This is a genomic window from Streptomyces sp. NPDC050418 (assembly GCF_044458745.1).
Taxonomy (GTDB): domain Bacteria; phylum Actinomycetota; class Actinomycetes; order Streptomycetales; family Streptomycetaceae; genus Streptomyces.
In genome coordinates this window covers 130,652-144,781 of sequence record NZ_JBITIG010000014.1, presented here as the reverse complement: position 1 = coordinate 144,781, position 14,130 = coordinate 130,652, and the positions used below count along the sequence as shown (strand labels likewise).

At 70.1% G+C, this 14,130-nt stretch carries 14 protein-coding genes and 1 riboswitch; of the genes, 10 read left to right on the top strand and 4 right to left on the bottom strand.

The annotated features are described in order from the left end of the window. The first annotated feature begins 64 nt into the window (after positions 1–64). From tsf to ACIBI4_RS29900, 10 genes are all read left to right on the top strand, one after another. Positions 65–901, top strand: a complete 837-nt coding sequence (gene tsf, locus ACIBI4_RS29945; RefSeq protein WP_399207275.1) for a translation elongation factor Ts — start codon at positions 65–67, stop codon at positions 899–901. A 177-nt stretch (positions 902–1,078) separates the two neighbouring features. Continuing rightward, on the top strand, positions 1,079–1,825 hold the full coding sequence (gene pyrH / locus ACIBI4_RS29940) for a UMP kinase (protein ID WP_399207274.1): 747 nt from the start codon (positions 1,079–1,081) through the stop codon (positions 1,823–1,825). A gap of 130 nt (positions 1,826–1,955) precedes the next feature. Next, positions 1,956–2,513 (top strand): ribosome recycling factor, encoded by a 558-nt coding sequence (frr, locus tag ACIBI4_RS29935; protein ID WP_399207273.1) that lies wholly within the window; start codon positions 1,956–1,958, stop codon positions 2,511–2,513. Continuing rightward, complete coding sequence (locus ACIBI4_RS29930) at positions 2,513–3,754, top strand: phosphatidate cytidylyltransferase (RefSeq protein ID WP_399207272.1); 1,242 nt, start codon at positions 2,513–2,515, stop codon at positions 3,752–3,754. The genes frr and ACIBI4_RS29930 overlap by 1 nt, the downstream gene beginning before the upstream one ends. A gap of 81 nt (positions 3,755–3,835) precedes the next feature. Then, positions 3,836–4,300, top strand: coding sequence for a hypothetical protein (locus ACIBI4_RS29925; protein ID WP_399207271.1), 465 nt, complete (start codon positions 3,836–3,838; stop codon positions 4,298–4,300). A gap of 151 nt (positions 4,301–4,451) precedes the next feature. Further along, a complete protein-coding gene (locus ACIBI4_RS29920) occupies positions 4,452–4,640 on the top strand; it encodes a hypothetical protein (protein WP_399207270.1) in 189 nt (62 codons plus the stop codon). A 77-nt stretch (positions 4,641–4,717) separates the two neighbouring features. Continuing rightward, the gene (gene rlmN / locus ACIBI4_RS29915) at positions 4,718–5,824 is read left to right on the top strand and encodes a 23S rRNA (adenine(2503)-C(2))-methyltransferase RlmN (RefSeq protein WP_399207269.1); all 1,107 of its coding nucleotides are present in this window, start codon (positions 4,718–4,720) and stop codon (positions 5,822–5,824) included. 81 nt (positions 5,825–5,905) lie between these two features. Beyond that, positions 5,906–6,032, top strand: a riboswitch (TPP riboswitch). A gap of 79 nt (positions 6,033–6,111) precedes the next feature. Further along, positions 6,112–7,206: a thiamine ABC transporter substrate binding subunit gene (locus ACIBI4_RS29910; protein ID WP_399207268.1), complete on the top strand. Its 1,095-nt coding sequence runs from the start codon at positions 6,112–6,114 to the stop codon at positions 7,204–7,206. A 59-nt stretch (positions 7,207–7,265) separates the two neighbouring features. Beyond that, a complete protein-coding gene (locus ACIBI4_RS29905; RefSeq protein WP_399207267.1) occupies positions 7,266–8,873 on the top strand; it encodes an ABC transporter permease in 1,608 nt (535 codons plus the stop codon). After that, the gene (locus ACIBI4_RS29900) at positions 8,873–9,907 is read left to right on the top strand and encodes an ABC transporter ATP-binding protein (protein ID WP_399207266.1); all 1,035 of its coding nucleotides are present in this window, start codon (positions 8,873–8,875) and stop codon (positions 9,905–9,907) included. The genes ACIBI4_RS29905 and ACIBI4_RS29900 overlap by 1 nt, the downstream gene beginning before the upstream one ends. A gap of 99 nt (positions 9,908–10,006) precedes the next feature. Here ACIBI4_RS29900 and ACIBI4_RS29895 read toward each other — a convergent pair whose 3' ends face one another. The 4 genes from ACIBI4_RS29895 to ACIBI4_RS29880 all read right to left on the bottom strand — a co-directional run bounded on the left by ACIBI4_RS29895 (position 10,007) and on the right by ACIBI4_RS29880 (position 14,000). Continuing rightward, on the bottom strand, positions 10,007–10,654 hold the full coding sequence (locus ACIBI4_RS29895; protein WP_399207265.1) for an LAETG motif-containing sortase-dependent surface protein: 648 nt from the start codon (positions 10,652–10,654) through the stop codon (positions 10,007–10,009). Positions 10,655–10,872: 218 nt separating this feature from the next. Then, entirely contained in the window at positions 10,873–11,988 is a 1,116-nt protein-coding gene (locus ACIBI4_RS29890; protein ID WP_399207264.1) for an LOG family protein, read from the bottom strand. A gap of 64 nt (positions 11,989–12,052) precedes the next feature. Beyond that, entirely contained in the window at positions 12,053–12,724 is a 672-nt protein-coding gene (locus tag ACIBI4_RS29885) for a hypothetical protein (RefSeq protein ID WP_399207263.1), read from the bottom strand. 349 nt (positions 12,725–13,073) lie between these two features. Then, positions 13,074–14,000, bottom strand: coding sequence for a LysR family transcriptional regulator (locus ACIBI4_RS29880; RefSeq protein ID WP_399207262.1), 927 nt, complete (start codon positions 13,998–14,000; stop codon positions 13,074–13,076). Positions 14,001–14,130: the final 130 nt, after the last annotated feature.

The window sequence follows — 14,130 nt, the reverse complement described above, 5'->3', positions numbered from 1 at the left end:
GCGGGGGCCGACCAAGCCCCCGCCGTTCCCCCGTAGACAGACTTCGAGAAAGATTCACTGAATCATGGCGAACTACACCGCCGCCGACGTCAAGAAGCTCCGTGAGCTCACCGGTGTCGGCATGATGGACTGCAAGAAGGCGCTCGACGAGGCCGACGGCGACGTCGACAAGGCCGTCGAGGCGCTCCGTATCAAGGGCCAGAAGGGCGTCGCCAAGCGCGAGGGCCGTTCCGCCGAGAACGGTGCCGTCGTCTCCCTCATCGCCGACGACAACACCACCGGTGTCCTCGTCGAGCTGAAGTGCGAGACGGACTTCGTCGCCAAGGGTGACAAGTTCCAGGCCGTCGCGGGCGAGATCGCCGCGCACGTCGCGAAGACCTCCCCGGCGGACCTCGAGGCGCTCCTCGCGTCCGAGATCGAGGCCGGCAAGACCGTGCAGGCTTTCGTCGACGAGGCCAACGCCCAGCTCGGCGAGAAGATCGTCCTGGACCGCTTCGCGCAGTACAGCGACGGCTTCGTCTACGCGTACATGCACCGCACGATGCCCGACCTGCCCCCGCAGATCGGTGTCCTCGTCGAGCTGGACAAGGCCGACGCCGACGTCGCCAAGGGCGTCGCGCAGCACATCGCCGCCTTCGCGCCGAAGTACCTCTCCCGTGAGGACGTTCCGGCCGAGGTCGTCGAGACCGAGCGTCGCGTCGCCGAGGAGACCACCCGCGCCGAGGGCAAGCCGGAGGCCGCGCTCCCGAAGATCGTCGAGGGTCGCGTCAACGGCTTCTTCAAGGACGCGACCCTCCTGGGTCAGCCCTACGCCCTTGACAACAAGAAGACCGTCGAGAAGGTCCTGGCCGAGGCCGGTGTCACCCTGAAGCGCTTCTCGCGCATCAAGGTCGGCATCTGAGTCCGTACCGCGACCGACGGTAGACCCCGATAGGGTCGACGGCAGTCGCCGCCGCACTCGCCTCGTGCGGGCGGGCGGACGACCGCAGAACTGACGAGGAGGCCATTGCCGAGCAGGGACATCCATCCCCGGCAATGGCCTTCTCGTATGTGCATCACTGCTCCAAGGGAGAACTCCATGCCCCATGCCGATGACGGCAAGAAGTCCGGCCGCTTTCTGCTGAAGCTCTCCGGTGAGGCCTTCGCCGGCGGCGGCGGCCTCGGCGTCGACCCCGACGTGGTGCACGCCATCGCCCGCGAGATCGCCGCGGTCGTCCGTGACGGCGCGGAGATCGCCGTCGTCATCGGCGGCGGCAACTTCTTCCGCGGCGCCGAGCTGCAGCAGCGCGGCATGGACCGGGCGCGCTCCGACTACATGGGCATGCTCGGCACGGTCATGAACTGCCTCGCCCTGCAGGACTTCCTGGAGAAGGAAGGCATCGACTCCCGCGTCCAGACCGCCATCACCATGGGCCAGGTCGCGGAGCCGTACATCCCGCTGCGCGCCGTGCGCCACCTGGAGAAGGGCCGCGTCGTCATCTTCGGCGCCGGTATGGGCATGCCGTACTTCTCCACCGACACCACCGCCGCGCAGCGCGCCCTCGAGATCGACGCCGAGGCGATGCTCATGGGCAAGAACGGTGTCGACGGGGTCTACGACTCCGACCCGAACAAGAACCCCGACGCGGTCAAGTTCGACGCCCTCGAATACGGCGAGGTCATCACGCGCGACCTCAAGGTCGCCGACATGACCGCGATCACCCTGTGCCGGGACAACAAGCTGCCGATTCTCGTCTTCGAGCTTCTGACGGCGGGCAATATCGCTCGCGCGGTCAAGGGTGAGAAGATCGGCACGCTCGTGAGCGACCAGGGCACCCGGAGCTGACTGCCTGACTCCGGGCCATCCCGTACGGGGATGGACAAAGCCCTGCCGGTCGGACACCGTGCAGGAAAGAGACGGACTTAGCCGGCCGCCCCGTGCATGCCGGGCCACTCAAGACACGCAGGAGCAAGTGGTGATCGAAGAGACCCTCCTCGAGGCCGAGGAGAAGATGGAGAAGGCCGTCCTGGTCGCCAAGGACGACTTCGCCGCGATCCGCACCGGGCGTGCGCACCCGGCGATGTTCAACAAGATCGTGGCCGACTACTACGGCGCCCTGACGCCGATCAACCAGCTGGCGTCGTTCTCGGTGCCGGAGCCGCGTATGGCCGTGGTGACCCCCTTCGACAAGAGCGCGCTGCGCAACATCGAGCAGGCGATCCGCGACTCGGACCTGGGCGTCAACCCGAGCAACGACGGTCACCTCATCCGGGTGGTGTTCCCGGAGCTGACCGAGGAGCGCCGCCGCGAGTTCATCAAGGTCGCCAAGACAAAGGCCGAGGACTCCAAGATCTCGATCCGCTCCGTGCGCCGCAAGGCCAAGGAGACGATCGACAAGGCGATCAAGGACGGCGAGGTCGGCGAGGACGAGGGCCGTCGCGCCGAGAAGGAGCTCGACGACACCACCTCGAAGTACGTCGCACAGGTGGACGAGCTGCTCAAGCACAAGGAAGCCGAGCTGCTCGAGGTCTGATGAACGACTCTTCCTGGGGGGCTCCGCCGCAGGCCGGCTACTGGGGACCGCCCGAGATGGGCCCTGTCCAGGGGCGCCCCGAGGCGGGTCCTGCCTACGATGAGCCGGAAGTTCAGCAGACCCGGCCCATGCCTGTCGTATCGGAAGCCGATTTCGCAGAGTTGCACGCGGCGGCCGGTCCGGGCACGGACCAGGACCAGTACGGAACGGGGGCCTCTCGGCTGAGCGGCCCCTTGTTCCGCGACGAGATGCCACAGGAGCCCATGCCCAGCGCCGCCCCCTCGCCCTCGGGCGAGCCTTCCGAGCCGCCGCGGCATGCGGCGCCGCAGGGCGGGGACCACGGTGCGCAGGCCGGAGCCCCGTCGGCACCGGCAGGTCCGTCCGCGGCGCCCGCTCCGTCCGCCGCGCCCGCAGGCCGGCAGAAGAAGCGGGCCGGGCGGGATCTGCGGGCTGCCATAGGCGTCGGTGTCGGGCTCGGCGCGGTGATCATCGCGTCGCTCTTCATCGTCAAGGCGGTGTTCGTCGGCGTCATAGCGCTCGCCGTCGTCGTCGGCCTGTGGGAGCTCACCACGCGGCTGCAGGAGCGCAAGCAGATCAAGGCGCCGCTGGTGCCGCTCGCGGTCGGCGGTGCGGCCATGGTCGTCGCCGGTTACGTGCGCGGGGCCGAGGGCGCCTGGGTGGCGATGGCGCTCACCGCGCTCGCGGTCCTCGTCTGGCGGATGACCGAACCGCCGGAGGGCTACCTCAAGGACGTCACCGCCGGTGTCTTCGCCGCGTTCTACGTGCCGTTCCTGGCCACGTTCGTCGCGCTGATGCTCACGGCGGACGACGGTCCGCAGCGGGTCCTGACCTTCCTGCTTCTGACGGTGGTCAGCGACACCGGTGCGTACGCGGTCGGCTGGCGCTTCGGCAAGCACAAGCTCGCGCCGCGCATCAGCCCCGGCAAGACGCGCGAAGGTCTGCTCGGTGCGGTCTCGTTCGCGATGGTCGCGGGTGCGCTGTGCATGGCGTTCCTGATCGACGGCGGCACGTGGTGGCAGGGTCTGCTGCTCGGGCTCGCGGTCGCGGCGAGTGCCACGCTCGGTGACCTCGGCGAGTCGATGATCAAGCGCGATCTCGGCATCAAGGACATGGGCACGCTGCTGCCGGGCCACGGCGGCATCATGGACCGCCTGGACTCCCTGCTGCCGACGGCTCCGGTCGTCTGGCTGCTGTTCGTGGTGTTCGTGGGGTCCGGCTGACCTGCGTTTCTTTCGTACGAGGAGGGGCTCGCCCAGAAATGGGGCGGGCCCCTTTTCGTATGACCTCCGTATGATCACGCCATGCCGCGCTCGCACCCGCACCCGCACCTGCCGACCACCGAGTCCGCCGTCGCCGCGATCCGCGAGATCGCGCGCGAGGAGAACCGGGAGATGGCCGTCACCGACGCCATCGGGGCGGACCAGACCTCACGGCGGACCTCCGCGGGGGCCTTCGTGGTGCTCGATCCGGACGGTTCGCTGCCGCACGAGGCCTACGTCGAGCTGGGCGGCACACCCGTCGTCGACGTACGGCTCTTCCCCGAGGACGACGCGAAGATCGTGGTCGACGGCGTCGAGTTCCACGACGTCCCGAGGGACGCGGTACCCGCCTTCCTGCGCTCCGTCTACGGCGGCCTCGCCTCGGTCAAGGGACGGTTCTTCCCGCCCGGCGAATGGCTCATCGTGCCGCTGCCGGGCGACGAGACATACAAGGAACTGATCGAGGTCAGCCTGACCCCGTGGCTGGCGCGCAGCGTGCGGAAGTAGCTTCACGACTCGGACGTGGCGAAACTCCTGTGCGCCGGCAACCGAGGGTGCGGCAGCATGGCCGCATGCCTGACCTGAAGTGGGAGGACGTTGAAGTCTTCCTCGATCCTGAACTGAACGGGACGCTGCCGGATATGTGTTGCGGCCGGCCGTGAGCAAGAGGCGATATGTCGCGCGGGGCGTCCCCGGTGGGTATCGGGTGTGGGACAACAAGGGACGGCGATGGTGGGGTGATCACTATGAGCTGTGCCCTGATGATCTCCTGACTGAGCTGAACGGGGCAGCCCGCTCGGAGAAGATCACCGCCCTGATGAAGCGGTACCGGGCGTTGAAGAGGTAGCGACGGCGACCGTCAGTGACAGGGCCCCGGGCGACGGCCGCAGGTCACGTCCATTTGTCTGCGACACTGATACAGCCATGCCTAAACCCGGAGAACTCACTTTCGTCGCCCCCCGCGGAGCCAAGAAGCCGCCGCGGCACCTTGCCGATCTCTCGCCCGCCGAGCGCAAGGAAGCCGTTGCCGCGATCGGGGAGAAGCCGTTTCGTGCCAAGCAGCTGTCGCAGCACTACTTTGCGCGGTATGCCCATGACCCTGCCGAGTGGACGGACATTCCGGCCGGCTCGCGGGGCAAGCTCCAGGAAGCGCTGCTTCCTGAGCTGATGACTGTCGTGCGGCATCTGTCGACCGACCAGGAGACCACCCGCAAGACCCTGTGGAAGCTGCATGACGGGACGCTCGTCGAGTCCGTCCTCATGCGGTATCCCGACCGCGTGACGATGTGCATCTCGTCGCAGGCCGGCTGCGGGATGAACTGTCCGTTCTGCGCGACCGGGCAGGCCGGGCTCGACCGGAACCTGTCGACCGCCGAGATCGTGCACCAGATCGTCGACGGGATGCGCGCGCTGCGGGACGGGGAGGTGCCCGGCGGGCCGTCGCGGCTGTCCAACATCGTCTTCATGGGGATGGGCGAGCCGCTCGCGAACTACAACCGGGTCGTCGGCGCCATCCGGCGGCTGACCGACCCGGAGCCCGACGGGCTCGGGCTGAGCCAGCGCGGGATCACCGTGTCCACGGTCGGGCTCGTCCCGGCGATGCTGCGCTTCGCCGACGAGGGCTTCAAGTGCCGGCTCGCCGTCTCGCTGCACGCGCCCGACGACGAGCTGCGCGACACCCTCGTACCGGTCAATACGCGGTGGAAGGTGCGGGAGGTGCTCGATGCCGCGTGGGAGTACGCGGAGAAGTCCGGGCGCCGCATCTCGATCGAGTACGCGCTGATCCGGGACATCAATGACCAGGCCTGGCGCGGGGACCGGCTCGGGCGGCTGCTCAAGGGGAAGCGGGTGCACGTCAACCTGATCCCGCTGAACCCGACGCCCGGTTCGAAGTGGACGGCCTCGCGGCCCGAGGACGAAAAGGCCTTCGTCGAGGCGATCGCCGCGCACGGTGTACCGGTGACGATCCGGGATACCCGTGGGCAGGAGATCGACGGGGCCTGCGGTCAGCTGGCGGCGTCCGAGCGCTGACGATCAGGGACGACCGTCCCGAGCGCTGAGACTCGTACAGGCGTCCGGCTGTCAGCAGGTAGCCTGGCTGAAAACATCTGCATATTCCGACAGGGGAGCGCCACAGCGCTGAGAGTGCGGACGCCATCGGGCCCAGTGCCCCGGCCGCCGCAGACCCTCTGAACCTTGCCCAGGTCATTCTGGGTAGGAAGTTCGGTCACCACTCGAGCTGTTGCGCCCTGCCCGGAAACCGTCCGCGGTTTCCGGGCAGGGCCGCGTCTCTTCCTGGTCACTTCCAGGAGGAATCAGTGAGCACCACCAGATACGTCACGATCACCGCCGTGGCCACGGGCCTCGGCATGGTCGCCCTCGCCGCCTGCGGCAGCGGCTCGTCCGGTTCCGGTGAAGGCTCCGGCACGGAGTCGAAGACCGTCACGCTGGTCAGCCATGACTCGTTCAACGCGTCGAAGGACGTGCTGGCAGCGTTCGAGAAGAAGACCGGCTACAAGGTCCAGGTCCTCAAGAGCGGCGACGCCGGATCGGCCGTCAACAAGGCGGTCCTGTCCAAGGGCAACCCGCAGGGCGATGTCTTCTTCGGCGTCGACAACACGCTGCTCTCGCGCGCTCTCGACAACGGCATCTTCACCTCGTACGAGGCCAAGGGCCTGGACCGGATCCCTGAGAAGCTGCAGCTCGACAAGGACGGGCACCGGGTGACGCCCGTCGACACCGGTGAGATCTGCGTCAACTACGACAAGGCGTACTTCGAGGAGAAGAAGCTCGACCCGCCGCAGTCCTTCGACGACCTGGTCAAGCCGGAGTACAAGAACCTGCTGGTCACCGAGAACGCCGCGACGTCCTCGCCCGGCCTCGGCTTCCTGCTCGGCACCGCCGCGCAGTACGGCGACGACGGCTGGCAGGACTACTGGTCGAAGCTGAAGGACAACGGCGTCAAGGTCGTCGACAGCTGGGAGCAGGCGTACAACGAGGAGTTCTCGGGCTCCGCCGGCGGCAAGAAGGCCAAGGCCGACCGTCCGCTCGTCGTCTCGTACGCCTCCAGCCCGCCCGTCGAGGTGCTCTACGCGGAGAAGAAGACCGACACCGCGCCGACCGGGGTCTCCACCGGGACCTGCTTCCAGCAGACCGAGTTCGCGGGCCTTCTGAAGGGCGCGAAGAACGAGGCCGGCGGCAAGGCGCTGATCGACTTCCTGATCTCGAAGCAGTTCCAGGACGACATGCCGCTGAACATGTTCGTCAACCCGGTCGTCGAGGACGCGACGCTGCCCGAGCTCTTCACGAAGCACGGCGCGAAGGTCGACGACCCGCAGACGATGGACCCCAAGAAGATCGCGGAGAACCGTGAGGACTGGGTCAAGTCGTGGCAGTCGCTGGTCGTGAAGTAACACCCCGGGCGGCATCCCGGGGCAGGGACCTGCGCGGGAGCGCGATCCGGTGCGGTCTGATGGCCGTGCCGGTCGCGTTCTTCGCGCTGTTCTTCGCCTATCCTGTCGCATCGATCGTCGGACGGGGTCTGAAGACCGGCGAGGGCTGGCAGTTCGGGCGCTTCGGCGAGGTGCTCTCCGATCCGGCGATCGGCCAGGTCCTGTGGTTCACGACCTGGCAGGCCCTCGCCTCGACCGCGCTCACGCTGCTGATCGCGCTGCCAGGCGCGTATGTCTTCGCGCGCTTCGACTTCCCCGGCAAGCAGTTGCTCCGGGCTGTCGTCACCGTGCCGTTCGTGCTGCCCACGGTCGTCGTCGGCTCGGCCTTCCTCGCGCTCCTCGGGCGCGGCGGGCTGCTCGACGAGGCGTGGGGCGTACGGCTCGACACCACGGTGTGGGCGATCCTGCTCGCGCATGTCTTCTTCAATTACGCGGTCGTCGTACGGACCGTCGGCGGTCTGTGGTCGCAGCTCGACCCGCGCCAGGAGGAGGCCGCGCGGATGCTCGGCGCCTCGCGGTTCGCGGCCTGGCGCAAGGTGACGCTGCCCGCGCTCGGGCCCGCGGTCGCGGCGGCCGCGCTGATGGTCTTCCTCTTCACGTTCAGCTCGTTCGGGGTCGTCATGATCCTCGGCGGACCCGCTTTCGCGACCCTTGAGGTCGAGATCTACCGGCAGACCGCGCAGCTGCTCGCCCTCGACACGGCGGCAGTCCTGACGATGGTGCAGTTCGTGGCCGTCTGCGGGATCCTCGCGCTGCACGCGTGGACCGTACGGCGCCGGGAGACGGCACTGAAGCTCGTCGATCCGCAGCGCACCTCGCACCGGCCGCGCGGCGCCGGTCAGTGGACGCTGCTCGGCGGGGTCCTCGCGACCGTCGCGCTCCTGATCGTGCTGCCGCTCGGCGTCCTCGTGCAGCGCTCGTTCGCCACCGCGGACGGCTTCGGGCTCGGCTATTTCAAGGCGCTCACCTCGGCGGAGGGCGGGGCCTTCCTCGTCCCGCCGATCGACGCCGTGTGGAATTCACTGGAGTACGCGGTGGTCGCCACGGCCATCGCCGTGGTGATCGGCGGGCTCGCCGCCGTGGCGCTCACCCGGCGCGCGGGCCGTTTCGTACGGGGCTTCGACGCGCTCCTGATGCTGCCGCTCGGGGTGTCGGCGGTGACCGTCGGCTTCGGGTTCCTGATCACCCTGGACGAGCCGCCCCTCGACCTGCGGGCCTCGTGGATCCTGGTGCCGCTCGCGCAGGCGCTGGTCGGCGTGCCCTTCGTCGTACGGACGATGCTGCCCGTGCTGCGGGCCGTGGACGGGCGGCTGCGGGAGGCCGCGGCGGTGCTCGGGGCCTCGCCGTGGCGGGTGTGGCGCGAGGTCGATCTGCCGCTCGTGCGGCGGGCGCTGCTTGTCGCGGCCGGGTTCGCGTTCGCCGTCTCGCTCGGTGAGTTCGGGGCGACGGTGTTCATCGCACGCCCGGAGAACCCGACGCTGCCCGTCGCCGTGGCCACGCTGCTCGGGCGGGCCGGTGAGCTCAACTACGGGCAGGCGATGGCCCTTTCGACCCTACTGATGCTGGTGTGCGCCGTGTCGCTGCTGCTCCTCGAGCGGGTGCGGACGGACCGGACCGGGGAGTTCTGATGGCGCTGCTCACTCTGGAGACCGCCGGCGTCCGCTTCGGCGGGCACGCGGCGCTCGACGCCGTGGACCTGGAGGTCGCCGAGCACGAGATCGTCTGTGTGCTCGGGCCGAGCGGCAGCGGGAAGTCGACGCTCCTGCGGGCCGTCGCGGGCCTGCAGGACCTCGACTCCGGGCGGGTCCTGCTCGACGGGCGCGACCAGCGCGGGGTGCCCGCGCACCAGCGGGGCGTGGGCCTGATGTTCCAGGACCATCAGCTGTTCCCGCAGCGCGACGTGGGCGGCAACGTCGCCTTCGGGCTGCGGATGCATGGGGCGTCCAAGGCCGAACAGGCCGTACGGGTGGCCGAGTTGCTCGATCTCGTCGGCCTTCCGGGCGCCGGTCGGCGCGCGGTCGGCTCGCTCTCCGGCGGTGAGCAGCAGCGCGTGGCGCTCGCCCGCGCGCTCGCGCCGCGGCCCCGGCTCCTGATGCTCGACGAACCGCTCGGTCAGCTGGACCGCTCGCTGCGCGAACGGCTCGTCGTCGAACTGCGGGAACTCTTCGGCGAGTTGGGCACCACCGTCCTCGCCGTCACCCACGACCAGGGCGAGGCCTTCGCGCTCGCCGACCGGGTGGTCGTGATGCGGGACGGGCGGATCGCCCAGTCGGGGGCGCCCCTCGACGTGTGGCAGCGGCCCGCGGACGCGTTCGTGGCGCGCTTCCTCGGCTTCGACAACGTGGTGGAGGCGACGGTCTCCGGCGAGGTGGCCGACACGGTCTGGGGCAAGATCCCGGTCCCGGCCGATGCGCCCGACGGGCGGTGCGAGCTGCTGATCCGGCCCGCGGGGGTACGCCTCGTGCCCGCCGCCGAGGCCCAGCTGACCTGCGCGGTCGCCGCCCGCACCTTCCGCGGCACGCATGTCGCGCTCCAGTTGCAGCCCGCGGACGCGCCCCGCCTGGAGGCAGCGTGCGCGCTGCGGGACGCGCCCGAACCGGGCCATGAGGTCGGGGTGGCGTTCGACGCGGCGGAGGTCGTGGTGCTTGGGAGCGAGGGCTGAGACGGCGGTAGTGGTCCGCGACGCGGACGTGGCGGTACGGGGAGGACTCACCCCTCCCCGTACCGCCACCGGATCACGGCAGAAGCCGCTTGCCGCGGATCAGTCCCGCGCCGAACTCCGCCTGCGCAGCGCGTACATCACGCCGGCGCCCGCCGCGACCAGCGCCACCGCGATCCCGGCGATGAGGCCGGTGTTGGTGCTCGAACCCGTCTCGGCGAGGTTGGAGTCACCCGCCGGGGAGGGCTTCGTGGTCGGCGGCTCGGTGGGCTCCGCGGGCTTCGACGGCTCCGGGGTCGCCGTCTCGACCGGCGTCGACGGGGTCGGCGTGGGCGGCTCGCTCGGCTTGTCCGGCGTGCAGCCCTTGTCCGGGGTGGTGAGCAGCGGCTTGATGTCCTCGTCGACCAGGTCGGCGGCCTTCACGTGCACGCGGTACGTGGCCTTGGGCTGCCAGTCCTCCTTGAAGGTGATCGTGGTGCCTTCGCGGCTGCCCTTCACCTCCTGGGTGCCGATCAGCTTCTCGGCGCCGTCCGCCTGGCGGTAGACGGTGATGGTCGCAGGGACGCCCGACGGGTCCTTGTCGGTGACGTTGATGACGCCCTGCTCGCCGTCGCAGAGGGCGGCGGCGCTGAACTCGCTGATGTCGCAGGCCAGGGCGGACCCGGCGGCGCCGAGGGTGAGCGCCGTCGCGGCGGCGGCGACACCGGCGAATCGCGCGGCGCGGGTGGATATGCGGGGGGTTGCGGACACGGCTTCCTTCACAGGATCAATGCGGAAGAGAGGTGTGCGAGGAGGCAGTTGGGAGGCATGCGCCGAGGGCGAGCGCAGCTTCTGCCTCAGCACTCTCACGGTCACCACACGTTTACAAGTGCCGGTGAGGCAGCGTCAATGCACTGTGGAGAGCCGGGGCCCAGTCTTGACCGTGGCTTGACCCGCCGTTCCCCTCACAGACGCCGTAGCGCGTCGGCTCACAGACGCCGCAGCGCGTCCGCCGCCTCCTCGACCGTGTCCACGAGCGCGATCCGCGGCTCCATCGCGCGGTCCTTGGCGAGGGCCTGGAGCAGTGGCCATGTGGGGAGGTGCTCGGTCCAGTGGGAGCGGCCGACGAGGACCATCGGGGTCGGCTCGCCGCGCGAGGCGTAGTAGTTGGGCGTCGCGTTGTCGAAGATCTCCTGGACGGTGCCCGCCGCGCCGGGCAGGAAGATCACTCCGGCGTCGGACCGGGCAAGCAGCCCGTCCTCGCGGGTCGCGTTGGCGAAGTACTTGCCGATGTGCGCGGCGAACGGGTTCGGCGGCTCGTGACCGTAGAACCACGTGGGAATGCCGACCGAGGCGCCGCCGTCCGGCCAGCGCTCGCGCACGGCGAAGGCGGCCCGTGCCCACTCGGTGACCGACGGAGTGAACGAGGGTGCCTTGGCGAGGAGTTCGAGCGCCTCGTCGAGCATCGCGTCGTCGTGAGCGGAGGCGTACGCGCCCAGGTTCGCGGCCTCCATCGCCCCAGGTCCGCCGCCCGTGGCGACCGTGAACCCGTGCCGGGCCAGGCTGCGGCCCAGGCGCGCGGCGCCCTCGTACGCATCCGTGCCGCGGCCCATCGCATGCCCGCCCATGACGCCCACCACGCGGGCGCCGGTGAGGAGTTCGTCCAGGGCGTCCGAGATCGAGTCGTCGTGGACGGCGCGCAGCATCGACGCGAACACGTCGCCGCCCGCCTTCGTCTCCTGGAACCACTGGTACGCGCGGGCGTCGGGCGTCGCCTCGTACGAGACGGCGATGCCCTGGAACAGCTCCTCTGGCGTGTAGAGATGCCCGCGGTACGGGTCGAAGGGGAGCCCCGGCACCGGCGGGAACACCAGCGCACCGCCCGCCCTGACCTTGGCCGCCGCGGCCGGCTCCATCGGACAGCCGAGGAAGACGGCCCCCTCGGCGTCGGTGCTCAGCAGGGCGAAGGTGCGCTCCGTGAGATCGACGGCCTGGATGCGGTGCTGGGCGAGGGATCCCTTGGCCACGGCCGCGTCGAACTCGTCGAGCGTTTCGATCTCACGGTTCGCCGAGGGCGCTGGAATGAAGCTGTGGTGGTCGGGCACGCCCGCCAGCTTACGGCGGCGGGCGCGTGGGGACCGGTGCGCAGTGGTGCGCCGATGACGCGTCTCAGCGGCCCAGCGCGCCCCGGATCGTGAGGCCGTGGCGGGTCCGCAGCCGCCGCAGCTCCCACAGGCTCACCGCCGTCACCGACAGCGGGCCGCCGAAGACCGCCGCGAGCCACACGCCCGTGGGCAGCGAGTCGTAGGCGCTCGAGAACAGGTCGAGCAGCGAGAGCTCCCAGACCAGCACGATCGCGATGAGCGGCGGCAGGACCTCGTGGATGTCGGTCGTACGGAACACATGGATCACCGACAGGACGGCGCCCCACAGCACGAACCCGATGCCCCACACGGCGACGAGGGTGAGGACGAGCTGGTACACGAGCATCAGGTAGTCGCCGCCGTCCGGCTGTTCGGGCATCTTGCCGAACGGGCCGCCGGTCAGCTTCTCACCGGTGAGCAGGACCATGTAGACGATCATGGCGCCCATCGAGAGCAGCGCGCCGAGCGGTCCCCGGGCCCGCCGCAGATACAGGCTCCGGCGGGGCGGACGGCTCGCGGCAAGGAACACGCCGACGATGACGGGGAACGTGACCGCGAGAAGGGCCGCCGAGTTGGCCATCTGCTCGGCCCGCTGGGTGGCCACGGCCTGGGCGTCCGAGGCGATCCGGTACGACACGAGGATCCACACCATCGCGAGCAGACCGGCGACCACGCGCAGGATCTGGATCCGCCGCACGGCCGGATCGTCCACCCGGTCGGGACGCGAGGGCTTGCACACGACGCGGGCGACCGCGACCGGGTTGCGGAACCAGAACCTCCGGCGGCGGGGCGCGGGTTGCGGCGGCCAACCGGGCTGCGGAGGACCGCCGGGTCCGACCTGCGGGGGCACACCCGGCTGCGGCTGCGGCGGTCCGGGCGGAGGCCCCCAAGCGGGCTGCGGCCCACCGCCGTACGGCCCTTGTCCAGCACTCATCGACGTCCCCCGATGCGGAATCCCTGACGTGGTCGCGGATGAAGATACGCCGTCCCCGCTCAGCCGTGCGGAGAAACGACACCTCTGCGCCGTACGTGCACAACTGACCCGCTCAGACCGCCCACGAGGGCACCCACACCTCACGCCCCGCGCCCCGTTCCACCCCGGGCAGGAACTCCCGCAGCGCCGTGAGCGCCGGATGCGGATTGTCGGCGTGCCAGATAAGCGAGTGCGGATAGACGGGTGAGGGGCCGCGGACCGGGATGCGGCGCAGGTCGTAGTCCGTGGGCCACACCAGGCGGGTGCCTTCGCCGAGGAGCGTGGTGAGTCCGGTGGAGTCCGCGATGGCCTCGAGGAGCGCCTCGGTGCCGAAGTTCGGCCCGATGGCGTCGATCGACAGGCCGAAGTCCGCGGCCAGTTCGTCGTAGTACGCGGTCCACTCCGCGCCCTCGACCAGGCCCGGCATCCAGATCCGTTGGCCCGCCAGCTCCGCCGGCGTCACCGCGGCGGCGTCCGCGAGCGCGTGGCCGGGGCCGGTCAGGAGCATGTGCGGCTCGTCCAGGACACGGACCGTGCGGATGCTGTCGGGCAGCCGGTCCGGCGGTGCGACCACCGCGCGGAACGACGCGTCGACCGCCCCCGTCCGTACCGCCTCGATCGCCTCGTCGGCGTCGGAGAGCGTCACCACGTCCAGCTCGGCCCGCGGATGCGTCCGGTGGAACTCCCGCAGCAGCTGCGCCGGGGCGATCCGGCGCGCGATCACGTCCACGCGCAGCGCCCGCCGCCCGGGCTGTACGGAGGCCACGGCCCGCTCGGCGGCGCGCAGCAGCTCGCGGGCGTGCGGCAGGAAGGCCCGCCCGTCCACGGTGAGCTGCGCGCCGCGCGTGGTCCGGGCGAAGAGCCGTACCCCGAGCTCCTTCTCCAGGGCCGCGATCCGTTTCGAGACAGCCTGCTGGGTGACCGCAAGCTCCAGGGCCGCGTCCTGGAAACGGCCCGTGGCGGCGACGGCGGCGAACGTACGTACCCCTGCGAGGTCCATGCGGTGCAGCGTACGGACACAACTTCTGGTTGTCGCGGCGGGCGCAGACGGTTGTTTGCGTGCAGCTCGGAGGTCTGGCTTTGATGGCTGCCGTCAACGAGGCGTTGTGTGGCGGCTGGGCAGGGAGGCC